The 23,266-nt window shown below is 62.1% G+C and carries 19 protein-coding genes and 1 pseudogene; 8 read left to right on the top strand and 12 right to left on the bottom strand.

All coding sequences use genetic code 11. From position 1 onward, the window contains the following. On the top strand, window positions 1-1,062 hold the full coding sequence (locus N3C12_07205) for a hemin-degrading factor (GenBank protein ID MCX8072220.1): 1,062 nt from the start codon (window positions 1-3) through the stop codon (window positions 1,060-1,062). Window positions 1,063-1,249: 187 nt separating this feature from the next. On the opposite strand, the gene N3C12_07200 is transcribed toward N3C12_07205, so the two are convergent. From N3C12_07200 to N3C12_07180, 5 genes are all read right to left on the bottom strand, one after another. Continuing rightward, the gene (locus N3C12_07200) at window positions 1,250-2,179 is read right to left on the bottom strand and encodes a hypothetical protein (GenBank protein ID MCX8072219.1); all 930 of its coding nucleotides are present in this window, start codon (window positions 2,177-2,179) and stop codon (window positions 1,250-1,252) included. A 228-nt stretch (window positions 2,180-2,407) separates the two neighbouring features. Next, window positions 2,408-3,187, bottom strand: coding sequence for a hypothetical protein (locus N3C12_07195; GenBank protein ID MCX8072218.1), 780 nt, complete (start codon window positions 3,185-3,187; stop codon window positions 2,408-2,410). Between the two features lie 49 nt (window positions 3,188-3,236). Beyond that, a complete protein-coding gene (locus N3C12_07190) occupies window positions 3,237-4,652 on the bottom strand; it encodes a hypothetical protein (protein MCX8072217.1) in 1,416 nt (471 codons plus the stop codon). 12 nt (window positions 4,653-4,664) lie between these two features. Beyond that, a complete protein-coding gene (locus N3C12_07185; GenBank protein MCX8072216.1) occupies window positions 4,665-5,117 on the bottom strand; it encodes an FG-GAP repeat protein in 453 nt (150 codons plus the stop codon). 221 nt (window positions 5,118-5,338) lie between these two features. Further along, on the bottom strand, window positions 5,339-5,719 hold the full coding sequence (locus N3C12_07180; protein MCX8072215.1) for a hypothetical protein: 381 nt from the start codon (window positions 5,717-5,719) through the stop codon (window positions 5,339-5,341). Window positions 5,720-6,104: 385 nt separating this feature from the next. On the opposite strand from N3C12_07180, the gene N3C12_07175 reads away from it, so the two are divergent. After that, a complete protein-coding gene (locus N3C12_07175) occupies window positions 6,105-7,040 on the top strand; it encodes a prenyltransferase (GenBank protein MCX8072214.1) in 936 nt (311 codons plus the stop codon). A 276-nt stretch (window positions 7,041-7,316) separates the two neighbouring features. On the opposite strand, the gene N3C12_07170 is transcribed toward N3C12_07175, so the two are convergent. Next, on the bottom strand, window positions 7,317-8,282 hold the full coding sequence (locus tag N3C12_07170; GenBank protein MCX8072213.1) for an ImmA/IrrE family metallo-endopeptidase: 966 nt from the start codon (window positions 8,280-8,282) through the stop codon (window positions 7,317-7,319). A 448-nt stretch (window positions 8,283-8,730) separates the two neighbouring features. Between N3C12_07170 and N3C12_07165 the strand changes: the two genes are divergently transcribed. From N3C12_07165 to N3C12_07150, 4 genes and pseudogenes are all read left to right on the top strand, one after another. After that, window positions 8,731-9,123 (top strand): hypothetical protein, encoded by a 393-nt coding sequence (locus N3C12_07165; GenBank protein MCX8072212.1) that lies wholly within the window; start codon window positions 8,731-8,733, stop codon window positions 9,121-9,123. A 294-nt stretch (window positions 9,124-9,417) separates the two neighbouring features. Further along, a pseudogene (locus tag N3C12_07160) lies at window positions 9,418-9,755 on the top strand (hypothetical protein). A 114-nt stretch (window positions 9,756-9,869) separates the two neighbouring features. After that, on the top strand, window positions 9,870-12,212 hold the full coding sequence (locus tag N3C12_07155; GenBank protein MCX8072211.1) for a hypothetical protein: 2,343 nt from the start codon (window positions 9,870-9,872) through the stop codon (window positions 12,210-12,212). 70 nt (window positions 12,213-12,282) lie between these two features. Then, entirely contained in the window at window positions 12,283-13,287 is a 1,005-nt protein-coding gene (locus N3C12_07150; protein ID MCX8072210.1) for a hypothetical protein, read from the top strand. Window positions 13,288-13,536: 249 nt separating this feature from the next. Here N3C12_07150 and rodA read toward each other — a convergent pair whose 3' ends face one another. From rodA to N3C12_07125, 5 genes are read right to left on the bottom strand one after another with little or no spacing between them, the layout of a single operon-like run. Then, the gene (gene rodA, locus N3C12_07145; protein ID MCX8072209.1) at window positions 13,537-14,640 is read right to left on the bottom strand and encodes a rod shape-determining protein RodA; all 1,104 of its coding nucleotides are present in this window, start codon (window positions 14,638-14,640) and stop codon (window positions 13,537-13,539) included. Continuing rightward, window positions 14,603-16,474, bottom strand: a complete 1,872-nt coding sequence (gene mrdA, locus N3C12_07140) for a penicillin-binding protein 2 (GenBank protein MCX8072208.1) — start codon at window positions 16,472-16,474, stop codon at window positions 14,603-14,605. The genes rodA and mrdA overlap by 38 nt, the downstream gene beginning before the upstream one ends. Window position 16,475: 1 nt before the next feature. Further along, the gene (gene mreD / locus N3C12_07135) at window positions 16,476-16,976 is read right to left on the bottom strand and encodes a rod shape-determining protein MreD (protein ID MCX8072207.1); all 501 of its coding nucleotides are present in this window, start codon (window positions 16,974-16,976) and stop codon (window positions 16,476-16,478) included. Continuing rightward, window positions 16,973-17,926 carry a rod shape-determining protein MreC gene (mreC, locus tag N3C12_07130; GenBank protein ID MCX8072206.1) on the bottom strand — a complete coding sequence of 318 codons (954 nt, stop codon included), beginning with the start codon at window positions 17,924-17,926 and terminating at the stop codon, window positions 16,973-16,975. Before mreC ends, mreD begins: the two co-directional genes overlap by 4 nt. A 13-nt stretch (window positions 17,927-17,939) precedes the next feature. Beyond that, window positions 17,940-18,974 carry a rod shape-determining protein gene (locus N3C12_07125; protein ID MCX8072205.1) on the bottom strand — a complete coding sequence of 345 codons (1,035 nt, stop codon included), beginning with the start codon at window positions 18,972-18,974 and terminating at the stop codon, window positions 17,940-17,942. Window positions 18,975-19,081: 107 nt separating this feature from the next. On the opposite strand from N3C12_07125, the gene N3C12_07120 reads away from it, so the two are divergent. Next, a complete protein-coding gene (locus N3C12_07120; GenBank protein MCX8072204.1) occupies window positions 19,082-19,951 on the top strand; it encodes a hypothetical protein in 870 nt (289 codons plus the stop codon). 37 nt (window positions 19,952-19,988) lie between these two features. Here the strand turns inward: N3C12_07120 and N3C12_07115 are convergent, their stop codons facing one another. Further along, window positions 19,989-21,047, bottom strand: coding sequence for a L,D-transpeptidase family protein (locus N3C12_07115; GenBank protein MCX8072203.1), 1,059 nt, complete (start codon window positions 21,045-21,047; stop codon window positions 19,989-19,991). A 339-nt stretch (window positions 21,048-21,386) separates the two neighbouring features. Here N3C12_07115 and N3C12_07110 point away from each other — a divergent pair, with 339 nt between their 5' ends. Continuing rightward, window positions 21,387-23,069 carry an AAA family ATPase gene (locus N3C12_07110; GenBank protein ID MCX8072202.1) on the top strand — a complete coding sequence of 561 codons (1,683 nt, stop codon included), beginning with the start codon at window positions 21,387-21,389 and terminating at the stop codon, window positions 23,067-23,069. Window positions 23,070-23,266: the final 197 nt, after the last annotated feature.

Genomic DNA, 23,266 nt, shown 5'->3' with positions numbered 1-23,266 from the left:
ATGCCCACCTTGGGTAAGGAGAAGATTCCCTCGATTCAGACTCGCTATTTCCAATTGGTCGCGACTCGAGGCCGGGTACGCACACTTGACGCAGCGAACGCCCTCGGTGTCACCGAGCTTGACCTGCTCGATGCCTTCCCCGAACAGGTGCTGCCATTGCGGCCCCATTTCAAAGACATTTTTCTAACCCTAGAGAAAGCGGGGCCGCTTCTCGGCCTGACTCGCAACCGCCTCGCGGTGATCGAACGGGAGGGCCGTTACGCCCCATTTGCTTACTCCGAGCGCGACGCGCTCGTGCTCGGTCCCGAAATCGACCTGCGCTTGAACTTGACTCGCTTTGGCTTCGGCCGACTCGTCGTAACTCCGAACCCATTGCAATTACGCCCTGGCGTTTTGTTTTTCGATGCGTGGGGCAATGCGTTGCACAAGGTTTTCTTTATCGAGGGAACGGACGTGCAGCTCCAGGACCGACTGCGCATCGACTTTGCCGACCCGGAGGCAAGCTCGGTCCGAACCGCGGCGTTACAAATTGCAGAGGAGCCCGAACAGCCATCGTTATTCGAGACCGCCGTGGACTCTGTGGCGCTCCGCGAAGCTTGGGCCGCCATGCGTGATACCCATGACACCTTTTCCGTTCTTCATCGTTTTCGCATCTCGCGGCTCCGCGCCCTGCATGCCCTGGGTGCCGAGTGGGCTGAGCGCGCCCGGCCCGATGCTTTGTGGTGTCTCCTCCAACATGTGGCCGCCTCCGGCCAGCCGATCATGATATTCGTCGGCAACCGTGGCGTAACGCAGATTTATAAGGGTCCGATCGAACATGTGCGCCTTGCCGGCGAGTGGTGGAATGTCCTCGACGAGAAGTTCAACCTGCACGTGCGCTACACCGGCCTTGGCCAAAGTTGGGTGGTCCGCAAGCCGGTCCCCGGAGGCTTCGTGACCAGCCTGGAGACCTTCGATAACGAGGGCAATCTGACCGTACAGGTGTTCAGCTACCGTGAACCTGGGAGGGCAGAGTCGTCGACCTGGCGTAAAACCGTGGGTGCTTTGACCGCTCATCGGTAACGCCGGCAAAACCCAGGGCAACGCAGCTTTTGCCCGCCGGCCGCACATCGGCTGCAAGCGCCCCAGTGCCAGTTGACTCAGCGCGACCCCGCTTTGTCTCTTCCTCCGATACGACTTCCTGGAGGCCGGAGAAGATGCAAACCACGTCCGACTTCGAACTTCCTTAGCTCCATCCGAAGGGGCCTGTTCAGGGGCACGGCATGGTCGCGAGAAACGCGTTGGCAGCGACGGCGGCGTTTGCGGCTGCGTAGCGGTAGTAGGCGGTGAACTGCAACAGGAAGTTGCGGAGTCCGAGGGGATCGCCGGGCCCGTCCGACACAGCTCGAAAGGCGATGAACGGGATCCCGTACTCCGAAGCCACCTCGGCAATGGCGGCGGACTCCATGTCATTGATCCACGGCCCCTCGTCGTTGCGCGGCACATGAGCCGGCTCGTTCGCTGCCTGCGTTCCTGTGCCTCCCATAATGCGGCTTGGGGGTAGATCGCAGCCGTACAGGTCGTCCCCGCCTTCCTGGCAGGGAAACGGTTGGCCAGCGAACGGATCGTCGCTGAGTGCAACCTCGAGCGCGAGCAGGCGCGGCGGCTCGGGCATGCAGACCGGCATTGCGCCGCCGGCCAAGTACGCCATGCCGCAGCGCGCCAGCAGCGGATCGACATGCAGGGCATTGGCTTCCACCCACTGCCACCACTGCGGGTCGACCACGAACTCCCGCCCGTCGCTCAAACGCCAACGCCGCGGCACGGCAACGCTGCCAATGGGCACGCGACTGCTTCCGGCAACACCGACGACCACCACCCCAGCGGGGCCGAACTGTTCCAGCGTGAGCCGTGTCACCCGCCGCGCGTTGGCGAGGCCGATCCCAGTCATCGCAATCACCACATGCCGGCCGCCGATGTCAGCGAGGCGGTATTTGTGCCCCCCGGCCTCCACGACCCGGACTCCGCGAGCATGGGCGAGCATTGCAGCCATCTCTGCAGGAAAAGCACTAAGCACCGCTAGCGGCGCCGCGCGGGTGCAAACGCGCTCGCCATCGTCCCCACAGCCAGCTACCGCCAAAGCCGTCGCCACACACACGCTGAGGCAACGCTTTTTCTTCGAACCGGAGCTCCCCGCCATGTCGTCTCGAGCCCCTCACATCACGGCTGTTCCTCCTCCGCAAGACGGCCACGTGAAACTGCATGCCAACGGAAAGCGGTATTTCTCCCTCGCGGAGGAGGCGCGCTGCTGCCCGACCCGCCTGGCGAGACAAGCAACCTTGCCGGGACTTCGATGCTCCTCGTTGCGGCCCTTCAACACCCTCGGCGATCCGAACCTTTCCCCGCCACTCGGCGCACGGGAGGTCCGTCAGCCAGAACGCCGCGACAATGCGCGCCATGCAACAACCAGCAGAGCCAACACAGAAAGGCCGAGAGCCGCCGGAGTGGCCGCCGGGGTCGCCGCTGGAGCCGGCAACGCGGGCCCACCTTGATCGACAATGAGGCCATCGTCACCGGTGTCGTCACCGATGGCGTTGTTTTGCAAGGCGAACTCCACTGCACCCACGGGCACCCCGTACGGATAGGCCGAGCCAAAGGTGGCGTTCCCGAGGAAGTAAATCACGTCGGTTGGCGATCCGGGTGGGTTCGGCCCGCGCTTCAGATAACGGAAAGGCGGACTCTCCAAGTTGCTTACGCCGTGGTAGTAAACCGTCACCATCGTCGACTCGCACTGCAAGGTGAACGCCAGGGCCCCAAAGGGCAGGCGATTGTCCGCCGTGGCGAGTCCGCCAGGACCGATTGCGGCAACGTTGCTCTGTGGGCAACTCGGTTTCGTGAGCAGAGTCAGGTAGGCGCCGGTCACCGCGTCCGGCAATGATGTCACCTCTGACTGCTGCGAGTCGGCAGTGCCATCGCCGTTGGCGTCACCTCCGTTGGGCCCGGCATTCTCGATGGCATCGCACACCCCGTCGTTGTTGGTATCTACGAAGGTATGCACGCACGTTCCCGCACCATCGCAGGAGCCAACTGTGCAGGGGTTGCCATCATCGGCGCACGGCGTCCCGCCGGCAACGAAACAGTTGCCTGCATCCTCGTTGCAAACGTTGTTGCACGCACTGCCGGTGGCGCAGGGATCGCCCGGATGCACACAACTGCCTCCTTGGCAGACATCCGCGCCATTGCAGAAGATCCCATCGTCACAAGGTGCATTGTTCGGCGGGTGGCTGCAGCTTCCAGTGGGGTCGCACACGTCGTCGGTGCAGGTGTTGCCGTCGTCGGTGCAATTGGTTGCCGTCGTCGGTGCAATTGGTTCCCACCGTCACCGGAACACACTGATCCGCACCCTCGTCGCACACTTGACACTCTTCCCCCGCACATGGATCGCCTTGGCCAAGGCAGGAACGTGTTTCAGCGTCACAGACATCGTTCGCTGTGCAGAAGAGCCCATCGTCGCACGCAGCACCGGCTGTAAAGGTGCAGGTCGCCGAGCAGCAATTACCGTCGTCTCGGGTATTCCCGTCGTCGCATTCTTCCGCCGGGTGCTCCACAATGCCGTTGCCGCACTCACCGCCTACGGTAAAGATGTAAGCCGCACCTTGACTCGAATGGGAGCCGACATCGACGCCGGGTGCCCCCACAACCACCAGGGAGCCAAAAACGGATGCGGACCGACCAAGTCTGTCCGAAGCTGCTGCGTCTGCAGCCGTGAGTTTGGCATCGAACGTGGACGTGGTGGCCCACCCGGAGCTCGGCTTGAAAAAGACGTAAGCTGCGCCAGCATCCGACGCGGAACCAACGTCGCGTGTCCGTGCTCTCACCACGACGGTGTCTCCCTCCACCGCAACCGAAGATCCGAACTGGTCGCCCTCGGCTCCTTCCCCGACAGTAAGCTTGGCATCGAACGTCGACGTGCTCGCCCAGCCGCCCCCCGGCTTTAAGAACACGTAAACGGCGCCGACGACCAGGTCTGATCCACGCTCTTGCCCCGGCGCGCCGACAACCGCCATCCCACCGCTCGCGGCTACGGCCGAGCCAAAGGTATCGAAGGCAGTTACATCCGAAGCCGTGAGTTTTACTGTCTGTGTGAGCGAACCTGACCAGCCACTGGCCGGCTTGGTGAATACGTACGCGGAGCCCGAATCCCCAACAGTGCTGTCGTCGTCCGGGGCCCCAGCCACGACCGTGTCCCCCTCCACGGCCACTGCCGAGCCAAGGTGATCGGACTGCGCGCCATCGGATGCTGTCAACTTTGCGGTCTGGAACATCACCGAGCCGCTACCCCAACCGCCGACCGGCTTTTCGAACACGTAGACGGCGCCGCGGCCCGAATCCTTGTACGGCGCCCCGGCAACGATAGTGTTCCCGCTAATGGCTACAGAGAATCCCAAAAAGTCACCTTCCTGCGGGTCGGAGGCAATGAGCTTGGCGTTGAAGGTCGATGTGCTGGCCCACCCTGAACCAGGCTTGGTGAACACGTAAGCCGCTCCGATAAATTCCGGCCCGCCGCTGCCGCCGCTACTATTCCACGGTGCACCAACTACGATGGTGTCCCCGCTAATCGCTACCGAGGCGCCAAAGACATTATCCACCGCGCCATCGGAGGCTTCGAGCACGGCGGTGGACGACTACGTGGTGGCCCAGCCGGAGGCCGGCTCCTCGAAAATATACACAGCACCCGTGGATGAATCCTTAAACGGTGCGCCGATGACCACCGTGTTCCCGCTCACGGCAACAGCAAATCCGAACTCATCACCCTCCTGGCCGTTCGACGCTGTGAGCTTGCCCTGCTGGATAAAAGGATCCACCACAATCGGATATGCTGCGTCGGTGTCTTGGATGTGCAGGAGTAAGACGTTGCCGCGCACCTCCATCCACGCCTCGAGCTCTTTCCCAGTTGCGTCGTACACAAAGAGCCCCCGGTATCCCAAAGCGCTTGCGGACACTGCGACGCCGCGGCGCCGTCCCGCCGCCGGCAAGCCCTCGGTTCCTTCGTCGAGGACGAGGGCGGCATCGCGCCCGCCAGCCTCGGTCTTCGGATGGACCGATCCGCGCAATTCGACTCGGAAGGTCAACGGCAACGCGAAAAATCCTCCGCCTGCACCGCAAGCTCCACACGCGGACAGCTCGCCGCTCGCCAAGCCAAAGGCGTGTCTAGCAAGTACGCAACCGTGCGATGCAATCGAGGCTGGTCGACCAGGAGGCTGCTCGATGGTGAAGCCTTGTTGCAAGCCGAGGGGGCCATTCACGTACCATTCGCTGAGGGTGCCCCGGCGAAACGTTACTCGGTTCTGCGTCGCCTCTACCTCGACAGGAGGGAGCCCCCCACTTCCTCACCGTACCCCACTCCCTTGAGTACGATGGCAACCTCTCCCTGTCCGATGCGCAGTTGTACGCCACCGTCGACTCCGAGTGTCGCTTCGAAACCGTGGGCCTCGTTCACGAAATGAAACCGCCCGTTTTTCCGCAGTACATGATAAGCCACATGTTGCTGGCCGATGCTGGCCGACACCACCATTCGGGCCGCGGCCGGCAAATTGTCCCAAGCGCCACCGGCGCTGGCCTTGACCGCCGCCACTGCCGCGCCGCCGGTACCGAGAAGAAGCAGCGCACCAGTGTAGGGAACCGATCCTAAGATCAACGCAAGCGCACAGCGGGTGCAGTTCGCCACCGTCGTCTTCACCGCGTGCCTCCTCGGCTCGCTGCTTCTCTCGCGCAGCTAGCCTCAATTTGTCCTTCCGCTTCCTTTCCGCGCACCCGCGAAGCCATAGGCCGCGATGTTGTGCCGTCCTGCCTATTCCCATCGGGGTCGGCGGCGAGACGAGTGCACTGAATGAGGCAGTTACTTTTCACGCCAAACCTTTGTCAAGCACGTAAAGCCGGCCCACGTGCTCCCGCAGGGCATCCGCCCCAGACCAGCCCATGGGCCGCAATTCAGCAGCAAATGGCTGAGCAACCGTTGCGCGCCCTACGCACGCCAACCGTAGCCTCCGCACCCCGTGCCCCGCCCGACTCCTATGACAGTGCCCGCCTAGGCAGCCAGGGCGTTTCGCGGCATAGCTGGGAACGTGGAGAACTTTGCCCAGTCAGTTTGTCGTTGGGGACGCGGCTTTTGGCGCCTGGCCGACCCGCGAATCACGTTGGCGTCGATGGCCTCGATTGCCGTGGCAGGAGCGGCCGCTTGGGCAGCGAGAGTACCGTTGTGGCCTTGGCTCGGCGCGATCGTTCTCGCCATCTTTGCTCTCGAGTGGGCGAAAAATGCCTCCGGCGAAATTGTCGACTTCCGCTCCGGCGCCGACCTCAAAATCGCGCCAGAAGATCGCAGCCCGTTTTCAGGCGGAAAACGGGTGCTGGTCGAGGGCATCCTCACGGAGCGAGAAACTGCCCTCGTCGCTGCCGTGGGCTACGCCATTTGCGGCCTCATTGGCGTAGTCATCGTTGTCCAGCGCGAGCCGGTGGCTTTGCCCTTAGGTGTTGTCGGAGCTCTCCTCGCCTTTTTTTATCACGCGCCCCCGCTTCGCCTTGCCTACCGCGGCTTCGGGGAGCTGGCCGTGTTTCTCGCTTACGGGCCCCTGCTGATGAACGGGAGCTACCGGGTTCTTACCCGCCTGTGGTCCGGGGAGGTGGCATGGCTCTCGGTTACGTACGGACTCTTGGTGGCCGCTTTTCTTTGGATCAACGAGTTTCCCGATGCCAAAGCCGACGAAGCTGCGGGCAAACGCACTTGGGTGGTGCGTTTAGGCAAGGCGCGTGCGGCGCGAGCCTTCGTAGTTTTACTGCTTGCCGCGTGGCTTTGGTTCGCTGCAGGCTTGCTCGGCGGCGTTTTGCGCTGGCCAGTGGCCCTCGGTTTTGCGGGGACGCTCCCGGCTCTGCTTGCCGCACGTAGGTTGTGCACCTCGTGGCAGGAAACGCAAAACATCGTGTTGGCACAAGCGAACACGCTCTTCACCTTCGTCGCGTTTGCTGCAGGCGTAGCCCTCGGCTTCGCCGCTAGCGCTCGCTAACGAGGGCAGGCGAACACGGGCCCGCGTGCACGACAGCCGAGGGACAGGCCCCTGCTTTCCGTCGAAGCGACTGAAGGATCGACACGGCCCAAACCCGCAAGTGGGGGATGATGGTGAGTTCCGGCCATTTCCACCCTTGCCGTTCGCGCAGCAGTGGGGAGCGCCCGCGCGCAGGCCATTTCGGCTCGAGCGCAGCCTCCGCACAACCGCTGGGGCGCCCGCAGAGCGGCGGCTGCCGGCGTGAGAAGGGTTGTCGGGTTGCAGCACCGGTGCCGCTCATCCGGCAATTGCCGCTCGCGCTGCACGGGTGTTGGTTTCAGGACCAGTCGATGTCAAGTTCCGGTAACGCTTTCGCTGACACTCACGCAGGATTGCGCAAGCGGTGAGAAAGCAGCGCTCGGCGTGTTCTTGAACGGCTTGCGGAGTTGCCCTCCAACTGGCGAGGTAACTCTTCGTCCCTTGCATGCTGTCAATGCCGCACCATGCGAGAAGCAAAAATGAGGTAAGCTCTGCCTCCAATTCGTGAAGGTCGCGGCTGAGCGGCTGGCCTTGCTGGTCCACCAAGAGCTGGTTCCCGCGATCGTCGCGGTGGAAGTGCATTCTCACGTGCGCGATCTCGTGGGCGAGCGTCACCAAGCGTGCGCTCGGATCGAGGTCTGGGCGCAACCAGATTACCTTTCCGTCCGTTGCACCGTCGATCAGCGTGTTCACCGCCGGTGATCCGATCACGAGTTTGATTCCCGAGCATTGCACCCACTCCTCCAGATCGCCGAGTAGGCGCAGGATTCGCTCGCGGTCGCCGTGAGCTTGCGCCGAGGTAGGGACTTTAAACGGCGGTCCTTCGGTGTCGGAAACATCGTAGACCCTTGCCGGGGTGAAAAACATCGTCGGGCCGCGCTCTCGCGGATTCAATGCCGGGGCGACGATGAAGATTGCCCGCGCCCCGCGCCGCACACGCCGCCCCTCCTTTTCCCACTGCCTCCTGCCCTTCACGAACGTGGCATCGGGCCGTTGGAGGTAGATCAACATTCGATTCAGCGGCGAGTAATCATGGAATCGGATCATGAACTCTCGGGCTTGCTCGGCAAAGCTCGGGCCGTCTTCATCCAGGGCCTTGACCAATTTGGCCACAGCACGGCCAATGCGGGAGCGCCGCGAGCCAATTTTGTCGAAAACGCTTTGGCCCTTGCGCGTTGGCTTCGGTGCCTTTGCCCCTTGGCGGCCGTGCCGTCCCTGCCTCATTGATCATCACCGTAAGTCAAACGGCGGGAAAAACCAATAGGTTTGCGAGGTGGGCGCCTAAGGCGGCCCAACGTAGCTGTGCAGAGGAGCCCGTCCTTCCACACGCGTTTTCCTGTGCCGTGGGCCCTGTATCCGTGGCTACCGCATGCGACTCGCGGCTCAAAAAGGACTTGCACCCTCTGGAAATTTCCTGCACAAACCATCGTCGTACGAAACGTTGGTTACCACCTCGGGGGACAGGGTGGGGCAAGACAGGGAGAAGATGGAGATAACTCATATCATTTCGCGTCATTTCATCGGGAAGTGGCTTTCCGTTGCCAACTCTCTTAGGTCGCTCGGTGGGCAACTTTTTCGCGCCGCTTGCACAGTGGGGATCGTGCTTGCGTTTGGTGGCCCTCCGCTAGCAGCACAAGAACGGTGAAACGGAGATTGCGACCAGAACGGAGCGGTGACGATAGAAGAGCTTATCCTTGGCGTTCGCATGGCCTTGGGCGACGCTGGCCCACAAGCGTGCTTTGACGACAACAGCGATGGAGTCGTAACGGTCAATGAACTCAGCCTCGCTGTCAACCGGGCCTTATCCAATTGCCCGACCGGAGGAACCTTGTTTGGTGAATGTCGGGCGCCCGCAGGGAGCTACCCGCCACGCACCGTCGTTCGCATCTACCGATGCGAACAGCGCGCGGGTTGTTTGCAACCGGGCGGACCGTCATCTGCGCGCGTGCTCCTCGCGATGAGCGACGTGGCCAGCGACGGTGCCTTTCCTCTGCCCGCGACGCTGCGCTCGCTGGGCGCGGGGATCATTCTTCTCGAGGCAGAATTGCAAGGCGGAACGGTCTAACGCGCGATTCTGTTTACACCTCTCGCCGAGTCCTTGCGGTGGGGTTCCATCCAGAACCAATCGGAGACAGCCGCGGTTGTTTTGATCGATCCTTTTTCGAAGGCAGGAGTGCGACTGTTGGAAGCCCGCGGATTCGAAAACTTTTCCAACAATGAAGTGCAAGAGGTGCTCGACACCGTGGGTGAACAGTTAGCGGACGAGCCCCTGCCGGACGATCCCGCACAAGCAGTGGACGTTTTGCTCGCCGCAGCGCTGGCGAATCCAATCATCCAACAAACGCTCGCGCAACTGGCCACCCCAACACCCACCCCCACCTCTACCCCTACGCCTCCCGTTACGCGCCTCCCCGCCACGGCCACACCCAGCAATACCCCGTCTCCAACTCAGACGGCTTCTGCCACCCTTACATCTTCGCCAACGCCACACCGACCTCCAGCCGCACACCCACTGTGACCCCCACAGTAACTAGAACCTTTACCTTTACGCCGACCCTGACTCCAACCCGCACTCGCACCCCCTCACTCACACGTACCCCGACCGCTACTCCCACTCTTACCCGTACAGCCACTGAGACCGCTACAAGAACGGCTACGCCAACAATCACCGCCACGCCTACGAGCACTCCCACCCCGTTCGCTGAATGCCCTGCGCCGCGATCGGCGCCTGCTGGCCCTGCCGTTTACGTCGACGATCGGACGCTCATCACTAGCGGCGAGCCCGATGAGATCCGGGACATCGTTGTACCGGTGAAATTGGCAACCGGGGGTTACGCCATTGCAGCAGTGGAGCACGATCTTGTCTTTCACGACTACGTGGCTGTGGCGGCGGGCGAAGATGGTCAACCGGACTGTCAAGTAACTCCCGCCATCCGCAAGGACATGACCACGTTTGCTTTCCGTCCCGCAGGCTGCGATCCCACCGCCGGCACTTGCACCCACCTGCGAGTGAACGTGTTCTCACTCGTCAACCCCGAGCCAATTTCGGATCAAGCAGTGCTCTACACCTGCCGTGTGCGCGTGCGAGCATACGGTGCCCCGCTAGGTGTTGCACGCGTTACCTTGCGTGATCGCGACGAAAGGGCAATTGCGCAATCCAACGGTCGCGGCGGGAACGTTTGCCTCCGTCTGCAACCCTCCCCACCGCCCGTTTGCGCGAGCCCCCGTCCTGCACCCCATGCACCCGCAGTGTACGTTGAGGACCTGAGTGTGGCAACACTACCGGCCGAAATTGCTCAGGCAGCGGTAAAACTTGCCAGCGGAGACTTTGCGGTCGCGGAGATTGTCCACGACCTCGAATTTAGCGAGGGCGTGACCGTGGGTGCACGTTCCGACGGAACGCCTAATTGTAGGCCCGGGGCCGGTTTGAACAAGGAATTTGTGTTGTTCGCTTTTCGGCCAACCGGCTGCAGCCCGCTCGCGGGAAATTGCACTCGCGTGCGGGTGGTCATCTTTTCCCTAGAAAACCTCGACCCCATCTCTGACGGCTCGCTCTTGTATATCTGTAACGTTCGAGTCAGCGGAAACGGTGGTCAGCTCCTTGTGACGAACGTGGAACTGACCGATCCGAATAGCGACCTCATTCCCCAGGCAACGGGTAGGGCGGGAACTATCTGTGTCGACCAGCCCCTATTGCCGGGATGCACAGGGTTACAGCCTCTACCTTCTGAACCGACCGCCGTCCTCCAGGACGTCGTTCTCCCACAACCCGGCGCAGGCACGCTGATTGGGTGGCTTGCCGACGGCAGATCCGAGATTCAATCTGCCAGTTTCGACATCCAACTCGACTCCGGCGTGTGCGTGCGGGCAACGACGAATGGTCGCCCCGACTGTTCTGTGAACCCAGAACTTTTGAAGGACGGCAGCCTCTTTACATTTCTCCCGGCTGGCTGCACGCCGGCGAGCGGCACCTGCACGGCGGTGCACGTAGATATCCGACCAGAGGCAGAAAACTTTCTATACCGGTTGCCCCATGGTGCCAAGCTGTTCACTTGCAACCTTGAGGCAGGGCGCAGCGCCGCACTGCGAGTCGGTAATCTTTCACTGTTGACTCGCGCCGGCACTGGGGTCCCAGGGGTTTACGGGTCGCGCGCCAGCGTGTGCATAGGTGGCAACGTTCCGCCTGCGTGCCCGCTCCCACGGCCCGCACCTTTTGGACCGAGCGTGTACGTCGAGGAGCTGCGTTTGGACCAACCCGGAGATGCAACGATCACGGTGCGCCTATCTACCGGTGGCCAGCAAATCAGCGGGGTACAGAACGACATCTTGTTCAACGACAAGGTGCGAGTGAAAGCGCGCCCGGACGGACAACCGGACTGCACCGTAAACCCAGCTCTTCTCAGGGACGGAAGCCACTTCGCGTTCCAACCGTTCGGCTGTAACGGAAGCGCATGTAGCGGCATCCGCGCGGTGGTGTTCTCCTTGCAAAACGTGCAACCAATTCCAGACGATGCCATTCTCTATCGTTGCGTCGCGAGCGTAAGCGCACCCACGGTGGTCTTCGCAACGAACGCGCGGGCGAGCACGCCCGCCGGTCAGCCAGTCGAGAGCTTGTCTGCTCGCGAGGGGGTCGTTTGTGTAGGGAGTGGGCCTTCACCGCTTGAGTGTCCCGCGCCTCGCGCCGCCCCATCGGGACCCGCGGTATACGTGGACGACACAGCAGTCGCCTCGTGGGGGGACGGGACAATTCGAGTGAAACTGTCCACCGGCGGACAGGAGATTGCGGCCGTTCAGGTGGATCTCGTTTTCGCCCCGGAGATTCGGGTGCGCGAGCGGGCGAACGGCCGTCCAGACTGCAGGGTCAACCCGTCAATTGATAAGCCGTCCACGGCGTTCGCCTTCCAACCTTCTGGTTGCTCTGGAGCCGCGTGTACGGGCGTGCGCGCGCTTGTCTATGCAGTGAATAACAACTCGGCGATTCCCGATCAGTCCACACTGTTCACCTGCAACATTACCATCCTACAGAGCGGCCGCTTGGAAGTCAGGAATGCCCGCGGCTCCAATCGACAGGGAGGGCCGGTTGAGGGCATGAACGGCCGCGACGGGTTCTGTGTAAACCCCCCTTTGGCCCTTCCCAGCACCCGGCTGCGGTGACGGGCTTATCCAAGCAGACGAGGAATGCGACGATGGCGGAATCTGCGTCGGCACAGCGCGCGCCGGCCAAGTGTGCACGAGTGATGCCGACTGTTTCACCGGGAGCGACGAGTTCCGCGGCGTATGCGACGGCGGCATGCGGGAAAATTTCTTCTGTCGCGGCGACGAAGACTGCCCAGGTGGTGATTGTGTAGCGTGTCGTCCGTTCGGAGGAGATGGCTGCGCAGCAAACTGCACCTGGGAAACCGCGCTCCCGTTCTCGCTCGTGGGTGGAGTCGTGTTCCCGGATCAAACCCTCGTGCCTGGCACCAGCGGTGCGGTGGTTTGGGGTGACCCCCTGGTGCTCGGCCTGCCCATGCAAGGACGACAGCAACTCATCCTCGGCAAACCACGAGCGGGCCTTGTCTCTGCGGTAATCCCAGCCTCGGGGATGGACTTCCAACAGATCCCGATTTCCACGTTGGCTTGTGCTTGCGTTCGTGGAGCCGAGTATCGCACTTGTGGCGGGGCAATTTTCCAACCTGACGGTTCGCTCGTCGAATCGTGCACCACAGGCTTTGCCTCCTCTGCTACAAGTTGCCCGGCCAATCGTCCGTGCGCCCCGGCGTTCGGTCCTGGCAACGCGGCGTCAGGGACCTTTGGTTGTGCAGGATTGGTTGGAGTGAATACCAGCGTCACGCACAACAGTTGCATTGGTGATCCTGGCGGCCCCATGGTGCTCTCGTTCTCTGGCTCGGGCCCCGAGGGAAGTGCCCGCATGGCAGAAGCTCTAGCTATCGGCACATCGATCGGGGCTTGTCAGCCCTCGTTTTGCACCGATGCTGACCTTGCCGCCGCTCGTGGCACGCCTCTTCCGTTGCAACTCACCACCTGTCAGGCCTGCGCTACGGTGTTTTGCAAGAACGACGACCCAACTTACCCAGCAAGTCCGAAGTGCATCGCGGGCGCGCCGGTAAGTTGCACGAACGTTCTAAATGGCAACATTGGGGGTCTAACGCTGGCCGGGGCATACACTGCCCTTGGCCAACAGACACTCGGAGACATTGAGGTTACGGTGAGGTTCGTGGCCCAGTAAGCATGGGCACGTGGCTAGCAGATCTGCGGCGCGACACTCGCGGAACGCTAGGGAACAGCGGCGTGCTGTCGCCGACCGCACGCCGCTGTGACTCGCTGGCCACTTCCTGCGCGAGGCACGACCTTGAGTGCAAGCTACGCCGGGTCCGTAACAACTGGCAGGCACAGTCTTCATCCTCGCTTCGGCGTTTGACGGCCGCTGCCAGATCGGAAGGCGGGCACTTCTCGGTCGAGAAGTTGTTGCTCGGGCTCAAAACGTAAAGCGGCGCATACTGATGTTCAGCAAGAGCCCCACGCCCACCATGCAGGCCAAAAGCGAGGATCCGCCGTAACTCAAAAACGGCAGCGTCACGCCGACCACCGGTAGCGCGCCCGCAGCCATGCCCACGTTGACCAGCACCTGAACGAAAATCATCGCGGTGACTCCGAAGCCAAGCAGCACCCCGAAAGAGTCACGCGCGCGGGTAATCGCCACCCAGCACCGGTAGAGCAAGAACGCGTACAAGCCCAGCAACACACAACCGCCCACAAAGCCCCACTCCTCGGCAAACACGGCAAAGATGAAGTCCGTGTGCTGCTCCGGCAGAAAGTTCAGGCGGTACTGCGTGCCGTGGAGAAAGCCCTTGCCGCTCCACATCCCCGAGCCAATGGCAATTTTCGATTGAATGATGTGGTAGCCGTGCCCGAGTGGGTCTTGCTCCGGATCCAGGAACATCAGCAAGCGGCGTTGTTGGTACGGCTTCAGATGGTGCCACACGTACGGCAACACCGGCACGGCACTGAGCAACGCCGCCGCCACCCACCGCAGCGAGAGTCCGGCAACGACGAGCATGGCCATCGCAACAGCAAGGACTACCAACGCGGTACCGAGATCGGGCTGCCTAAGGATCAGGAGGGACGGCACTCCGGCAATGAGCAACGCCACGAAGACAGACTTCCAGTGCAACAGCTCCTCGCTCACACGATGGTGGAGGAAGCTCGCCACCATCACCACCACGGAGAGCTTCGCAATCTCCGAGGGCTGAAAGGACACCCCAGCAAAGCTGAGCCAACGACGCGCGCCGCCCACCTTCACGCCCGCTAGCGCCACCAACACGAGCAGCACAAGGGCGATCGCATACAGCAGCCACCCCCAGCGCTTGAGGGCGTTGTAATCGAACGACAGAGCGGCAACCATCGCAACACTGCCAACCGCTGCCCATGCCAGTTGGCGGAGAAACAAGCCACTAACCAATTGTTCCGCGTTATGCGTGGCGCTCAACACCGTGAGCAGCCCAACGCCGAGCAGCAAACACACGGCAAAGAGCAGCGGCCAGTCAAAGTGTGCGATCAGCCGGCGATCGATCCTGAGCATACGAGCGCCTCTCCCTCTGTTCCTTCAGTGCAAAATACTCGCTCAACACTTCGCGGACGAGCGGCGCAGCCACTTGCCCTCCTCCACCATCGGCATGCTCGACAATGGCAGCCGCGGCAATCTCCGGGTCGTCCGCCGGCGCATAGGCGACGAACCACGCATGATCGCGATGGTGGCGCGGCAGGCGCTCGGGTTTGGTGCGATCCTTGCCGAGCTTGACCACTTGCGAGGTGCCAGTCTTCCCCGCCACCGGGATGCCCCGCAGCCGCGCTTTCTTCCCTGTGCCGCGTTCGCTCTCGACCACATCGCGCAGCGCATCGCGGATTTGTTTGAGGGTGGTGGCACGGAGGTCAAGCCGCTCCACCTCTTCGGGTTCCTCGCGAGCAACGACTTCTCCTTCCGGACTTTCCACCTGCAGCACAAAGTGCGGGCGAAAGCGTTTGCCGGTCGCGAGCATGGCCACAGCGTTGGCCATCTGCAGTGGAGTTGCGGTGACGTAACCCTGCCCGATGGCCACGGACAAGGTTTCCCCTGCGTACCACGGTTGGCGAAAGCGGCGCTGCTTCCATGCGCTGTCAGGAATCACACCGCCGCGCTCATGTTCCAGAGCGATCCCCGTGGGGCTCCCCAAGCCGAACTTGCGGGCATAAGCGGCGATCACATCGACCCCGAGTCGTTGCGCAACTTGATAGAAAAACGTATCGCAAGATTGCACCAGGGCCTCGTGCACGTTGACGCTCCCGTGGCCACCCTTGCGCCAGCAGCGGAAGTAATGGTTGCCGAAGGACAACCCCCCAGGGCAATTCACGTGCGTAAATGGGTTCACCACCCCTTCCTCCAAAGCCGCCGCCGCCACGATGAACTTGAACGTCGATCCGGGTGGGTACTGGCCTTGAATCGCCCGGTTCATCAACGGGCGCGAACGATCGCTAATCAACGTTCGCCACTCTTGTGGGCGAATCCCGCGGGCAAAGGTGTTCGGGTCGAAACTCGGGTGGCTCACCATGGCGAGGATCTCGCCGTTGCGCGGGTCGATGGCCACGACGCTGCCGTCGCGCTCTCCCAACGCGCGATGGGCGGCGTGTTGCAGGTCGAGATCGATAGTGAGTTTGACCGTGTGCCCCGGAATCTCAGCAACCTCGCTCAACACTTTGAGGCGTCGGCCCAATGAATCGACCTCCACCTGTTGCCCGCCATCGACACCGCGAAGAAACCGCTCCCAGCCGCGCTCGAGGCCGCTTTTTCCCGCCATGTCGCCCATGCGGTAGCTCGGGTCGCGTTCGATCTCTTCTGCGCTCACCTCGCCCACATAGCCCGTCAAGTGCGCCAACAGCGGACCGTGCGGGTAGCTGCGCCGCGGCGTAATCTTCAGGCTCACACCGGGAAGATCCCATTGGTGGGTCTCCACCGCCGCCACCTCTTCGAAACTCAAATCGCGCTTGACGACAACCTCTTGGAACGGGCGGATCCCCCGCTTTTTGACCGCTTGCTGCAGCTCTGCGGAATTGAGGCCCAACAGTGCAGCCAAATTCTCGATCGTGCCTGCTGGGTCGTCAGCGTCCTCCGGCACGAACACGGCATCGAACGAGGGTCGGCTGTCGATGATCACGCGGCCAAAGCGGTCGACCACGGTGCCGCGCGTGGCTTGCACCCGATGGAGACGGATCCGGTTGTTGTCGGCCAACAGGCGCATTTCCTCGCCGTGCAGGACTTGGAGGTACCACAAGCGGGCCGTGAGCGGCACGAAAACCAGCGCCGCCGCCACCAAGCACCAGCGCACGCGCCGGCGGAGTAAACTCGGAGCCTCCCGATGTTTGAGCGTTGTCCAAGTCACGTCAGCCCTCTTCTTGAAAGGCGAACTCGTGGATGCGCTCCAAAAATACGAACACCACGGGGCTCACCACCGCGGTCGCCAAGACGGAAACGGAGGCCATTTCCATGAAGGCCGGCAATGCACCCGTGCCCCACACGGCAGCGAGGATTAATCCGGTGGCCAACTGCTTGAGGGCGTCGGCGAGCCCGACAACGACAACCTGGCTGACCGTGTTCTCCACCCACACGTGACGAGATGTACGGTAGACCGCCAGGTACACGAGCGTCATGGCGAAGGCGTTCAGCCCGTACAGAGTTCCGGACACCGTGTCCTGCAAGTAGCCGAGTAGAAACGCCCCCACGACACCCCACACAGACTGCCGGCGCATGCCGAGGTACACCACGTAAATGGTGAGCAAGTTCACGGTGAACTTTCCGCCGGTCAGCAAAGGGACGAGCGAGGTTTGCAGCAGCAGCGCGACTAGCGCGTAGCCAACGAATACTGCCGCTCGTCGCACACTCACGACCTCGGTGCCGCGCCATCTCCGTACAATTCTTTACTTTCGGCTTTGAGGCGGGTTCCCGGGTTGAGAATCAACACTTCTTCCAACCGATCGAGGGGTGCGGCGGGGCGCACTTCCGCCACTTGCAGCAAGCCACGGGTCCCGCGGGTTACGTGGGTGACTTCGCCAATCAGGAGCCCTTTGGGAAACACTCCATCGAGACCAGAGGTGATGATTTTGTCTCCGACCGCAACGTCTTCTTCCCGGCGCAAGTACTTCATCGAACAGCGCCCTTCGGGAGAGCCTTCAACGATTCCTCGGGCTCGCGTGCGTTGCACGAGCGCATCCACACCGCTGTTATGGTCGGTAATCAGCAGCACCCGCGCCGAATGGGCGCTCGTCATCAGGATGCGGCCCACCACGCCCTGCGGCGACACGACGGGCATGCCCCGCTTTACCCCGTCGGCCTCTCCCTTGCTGATGGTCACCGTGCCAAAGGCGGGAAAGGTATCGCGGCCAATGATCATCGCTGCTTGGGCATCGCCGAGGAAATTCGTACGGAATCTGAGGAGCTCGGCCAAGCGACGGTCGGTTTCGAGAATCTCTGCAATCCGCAGGTTTTGATGCTCGAGCTCCGCCACTCGCTGGCGCAAGCGCTCGTTTTCCTGCCGCACGCCCACGAGGTCCACGTACTGCTGCCAAATATTGCGCACGGCAACCCAGCCCGTGGCGATCGCACCCTGTAAGGGGCGGAGGCTCTCCAACACAAGGTAAGCCAACGGATCGCTCCGGTACTGGCGGATGCTCGACGTTAAAAGCAGCAGGGAGATGGCCATCAGCACGGTGGCTGTCAGCCCGATGCGGTTACGCTGTAGGAATTCCCACATAACCCTCGCCCACGCTGCCCATCGTTCTGCGCCCGCAACGGCGTGGACTTCGATGCCGCCCCATTCCCTGAGGTGCCGCGACACCCCGGGGCTTTCCTTACTGGATGGTCACATCCTTGAGCAGCGACAGCTCGTCCAAAACCTTCCCCGCACCCATCACCACCGCCGTTAGCGGGTCTTCCGCCAACATCACCGGGAGCCCGGTTTCCTCCCGTAACAACACATCCAAATTCCGCAGCAACGCCCCGCCACCGGCCAGGGTGATTCCACGATCGACAATGTCGGAAGCCAGCTCCGGGGGCGTGCGCTCCAACGCGATCCGTACGGCGTCGACAATTTGGTTAATTGGTTCGAGCAGGGAGTCGCGGATTTCTTCGTCGGAGACCTCCACCGTCTTCGGAACGCCCGCCACGAGATCCCGCCCTTTGATTTCCATTGTTTGAATCTCATTGCCCGGGTAGGCCGAGCCGATCGTGATCTTGATGAGCTCTGCCGTGCGCTCGCCGACGAGCAAGTTATATTTCCGCTTGATGTACTGAACGATGGCTTCGTCCATTTTATCCCCGCCGACGCGGATGGACTTGGAGAACACCACTCCCTTGAGCGAAATCACCGCGACCTCCGTGGTGCCCCCACCGATGTCCACGATCATATTGCCGGTCGGCTCGGTAATCGGCAGGCCAGCACCGATTGCAGCCGCCATCGGTTCCTCGATCAGGTACACTTCGCGAGCCCCGGCCGACTCCGCCGACTCGCGCACCGCTCGTTTCTCCACCTCGGTCACCCCAAAGGGCACGCAAATGATGATGCGCGGGCGTACCAGGGCTTTCCGATTATGGATCTTGTGGATGAAGTAGCGGAGCATCGCTTCGGTAATCTCGAAATCGGCAATGACTCCATCCTTCAACGGACGAATGGCCACGATGGAGCCCGGAGTTCGGCCGAGCATTTTTTTCGCCTCCGCCCCCACCGCCAGCACCCGCCGCCCGCCGCGGGCATCCTTTTGCACAGCCACCACCGAAGGTTCGTTGCAAACGATCCCCTCTCCCTTGACGTAAATCAAGGTGTTGGCCGTGCCCAAATCGATGGCCAAATCGTTAGAAAACATCCCGAACAAGAAGTCGAGAACCATCGCGGCCTTCGTGTATCGGAATTGTCTGCACGGGGCAAGTTAACGACACCGATCGTGCTTCGTCGGCGAGTTGTGCCCCTCCACAAGTTTGTGCCAAAATTCGCGCCGTGCTCAGGATCCCGCGCATCTTGCTCACCGCCGTTTTGTGCGGAGCCGCTGTCCTGGTAGCGGACACCCTGTTTCGCAGAAGCATCGTGGCCCATGTGCGGCCGTTGGTGCTCACTCCTGTGCAGGGGCGGGTGTATCAGCCTCCCGTGGAGGTCCACTGGGAGGGGCCCGCAAAAATGCGCGTGCTGCTGCGGCCTGCGGCCAGCGATCCGATCGACCTCGGCCTGCGCACCTCTCCAACCACGCTGCCCACCCACGTGTTTCCCCGCGACGGCAGCTACACGGTTGAGCTGTACTCGCCGCGCTTTCCCTCCTGGATTTATGCGCAGCGGCAATTCGAAGTGTTCCCGCGCGCGGCCCCCTCGACCCAGCCGACGGAGGCGAGTGGGGCCACCAAAAAGGAGAGGACGATCGGCCTCAAGGAAATCCTCCGGGCGATCAAGGCCTCGCGCGCGGCACGCGAGCGGGCGAATGAGCGCTTGCGCTCCCTGGCCGAGGAAAACGCCGTGCTACGCGAGGAGAGCGAGAAGTTGCTTGCGCAACTGGAGAGCTTGTCGAGTAGCCAAGACGAGGACTCCGACCACATTGCCCAACTCGAGCGCGAGCTCGACCAACTCCGCCAACAAAACCGGGCAATGTCGGACGAGCTCCAGGTTTTGCGTCTCCGCTTGGGAACACTCCCCCCCTGCACGGTGTGGGGCTACTACTCGTTTCCGCGGCCCAACACCTATCCGGCTACGCGCCGAGTGGTCGTTGTAAGCGACAGTGCCGGCCGCATTTTCCGCAGCCTCCCGGAATGCGAACTGGGGCGCCGGGTAGATCCTACTGCCGGCTCGCCGTGTTTTTGCACGGCTGGGCCGTGGGGGTAACTTACGTAACGCCCGCTCACCGCCAAGCGGGGGCCACTCAGGGGACGCTCTCGGCTCCGGCAGTAGACCTAGTCTGAGATTCCAAGCGCGCGCGGATATCCTCACGCGTGACGTCGGTGGGCACACCATTTTGCCGGAGCACGGCGTCTCGCACTTTGTCAGCATCGGCTAACGCGGCCACTCCCCACTTCTCCAACACCCGCCGCGCTTCGCGGTGCAGCGCCAAGGTGTGGTCGTAAATGTCCTTGTGGACCTCGATGAACACGCGTCCATCGCGCACGCCGACTTTTACCGGCTGGTAAACGAATTCACCCGGAGTGCCCACTGGTACGAGCGGAAAGAGGTGCTCGATATCTTCGGGGTACAACCGCACACAGCCATGACTCACCTGCATCCCCACGCCCCAGGGGATGTTTGTCCCGTGAATCCCGTACAGCGGCAAACTCAAGCGCAGTCGGTACTTGCCTAAAGGGTTGTCCGGGTGCCCGCCGGGAATAAAATCCGGAGCGGGCCGGCCGTCGCGCCGGTGTTCTTCCTTAATGGACTCGGGCAGCACCCACTTCGGGTTCACTGTTTTTTCTACGATGGTGAACTTGCCCACCGGGGTCTTCCAATCATCGCGGCCGAGCCCCACGGGATACGTCGTCACGACCACGGAATCCGAACCCGCCGAACGAAAGTAATAGAGGCGCATCTCCGGGATGTTGACGACAATTCCCTTGTACTCCACGTCCGGCAGCACCCACTGGGTCGGCAACAAAATCGGCTTCCCCGGGGGTGGCAACCAGGGATCAATGCCGGGGTTGGCGTCTTCAAGTTCGTTGATTCCTAAGTCGTAGTAACGAGCGATATCGAGAAACGTGTCGCCTTTTTGCGCTTGGTAATACCGAATAGAGCCAATCACCGTGTTGGCGCGACGAGGATCCCGACCGGGGACGGCAATGTACGGCCGTCCCAAGGGTTTCCGGAAGAAAACTTCCTCGGCCCACCTGGACTTATCGGCAAACACTCCCGGGTTCACCAGGTCCACGGCGAGAAGCAGTCCGCCACTCATCGCGGCGACAACATACCAGCGGCGCTTGGCGTGTTGCGTCAAAAACATTTCGTTGATGAAAGCACGCCGGCATCGTGCTGCAACCCGTCACGGAAGCGAACATCGGCAGTGGGCACGCGATCGCACGGCGGCAGAGTTTGTCGGCCTCGTCCGATCCTTGGTGCAGCGCCGGTGAGCGTTATAACGGAAAGCCGGCACCTGGAGGCAGCCGTGTATGGATGCGGAGCGCAATCCTACCTAGTCGCACGCGGTTCGCAGCGGGCGCGGAATACCGCCGGTGTTCGGACCAAGAAATCGCCCTTGTGCGCGTTCCACCCTGTCACGGTTGCCTGCGCGCAGGCTCGACTAGCGCAGGCAAGCAATCCGCGGCATCATGAGGCCATGCAAGAGCCGGCTGGCAGCAAGGAACACGAGCAAGCAGCGAGCACGGCGGAGCCGCAGCTGCCCGGGTTCATCCGTGCGATGTTGGAGCCGTCCTTCTACCCGCATCGCCCGCCGTGGGTAAGGCTCGAGCAGACTCACATCTCTTACGTGCTGCTCGCACCCCCGGTGGTCTACAAAGTCAAGAAGCCCGTTCGCTTTCGCTTTCTCGACTTTTCCACGCGCGACCTGCGCCGCCGCTTCTGCGAGCAAGAAGTGCGGCTCAACCGCCGCTTGGCACCCAACGTTTACCGCCGCGTTGTCGCCATCGTGCGCGAAGCAACTCAATTTCGCTTGGCGCCAGTGGAGACAGCGCCCGCCGCCGTCGAGGATTACGCGGTCGAAATGGAGTACCTACCGGACGACTTACGGCTCGACCGCCTCCTCCTCAGCGGTCGGGTGCAAAACGAATTCATCGACGAGCTGGCGCGCTTACTGGCACAATTCCACCGCAGCGCCGGATCGGGACCGTCGGTGGTTCGGTTTGGCGCCCCGGAGGAACTCGCCGCCACCTGGCAGGAAAACTTCGCCGACACCGAGATTATGCGCGGCGAGCTCATCCACGAACACGATGATGAGCAGATTCGCGCCTTCGTCGAGAGGTTTTTGCGGGACAACGACACCGTTCTCCGCCGCCGTCAGGCCGAGGAACGCATTCGAGACGGACACGGCGACCTCCACGCCGATCATGTGTACGCCACGCATCCACCGGCAATTATCGACTGCATCGAGTTTAGCGACCGGTTGCGCTGCTGTGACGTGGCTTCCGACGTAGCGTTCCTCGCCGTGGACTTCGATTTTTTCGAGCGGCGCGATCTACATGACCGCTTCCTCCTGGCATACAATGCCGTGATGGCCGATCACGACTTGCCGCGCCTCCTTCCCTTCTACAAGTGCTATCGCGCCTACGTACGCGGCAAAGTCGAAGGGTTGAAAAGCCGAGAATCCGACGTTCCCGAAGCCGAGCGCGCCCGGGCGTGCTCCTTGGCGAAGCGGCGCTTTACCCTCGCCTACCGCTACACCTGGGAGCCGCTCCGGGCGATTGTGGCTCTCGCCGGTCCCAGCGGAACGGGCAAGTCGACACTGGCCTCTTTGCTCGCCGAACGCACCGGGTTTCACTGGATCCGCTCGGACGTTGTGCGCAAAGAACTCGCCGGTCGGGAAGCAACACAAAAGAGTGCGGCACCGTTCGGCCAAGGGATTTACAGCGCGGACATTACCGCGCGGACCTACGCAGAACTCCGCCATCGCGCTTTGCACCTCTTCGACCGCGGCCAAGGCTCGATTCTCGACGCCACCCACCTCCACCGCGAACAGCGCGATATTCTCCGGGCCGCAGCCGAAAAATTTCAAGCTCCGCTGTTGTTCGTTTGGTGTACTTGCCCGGAGGACGAAATCCAGCGACGCCTCGAGGCACGCGCCACCAAGGCAGACGAGCCTTCAGACGCTGACTGGGGAATTTACCTGCGCCAGCGAGAGAAGCAGGAACTCCCAGGGGAGGATGAGCCCGACGTGCTTTTCGTCGATATGACCGTGCCCCCGATGGCCGCCGCCATGCAAGTGGAAGACCTTTTGCGAAAGCGAGCGGTTCCGGTACCTCTGGTGTCGCCACTCGCACCCCGACTCCCCCTTCCCTTTCCATAAAACCGCGGCCGCATCGCGCAGAATCGCACGTTCCCCAGGCTTTGCCCTTCCGAATTGGTGCCATGGCTACGATTGTTCCCGCGGATGCGAGCTGCCGGCGTCCCCTGCTCGCGGCCAGTGGGGTTCGCGACTGATCCACTCAACAGCCGCTCCAAACACCACACATTTTTAGTCCCCGATTGCCCCGTGTTCGGCGC

This window comes from Candidatus Binatia bacterium, from assembly GCA_026415395.1.
In the GTDB taxonomy this organism is placed as follows: domain Bacteria; phylum Desulfobacterota; class Binatia; order HRBIN30; family HRBIN30; genus HRBIN30.
The sequence above is the reverse complement of the archived record's forward strand: the minus strand, read 5'-3'. Positions and strand labels throughout refer to the sequence as shown.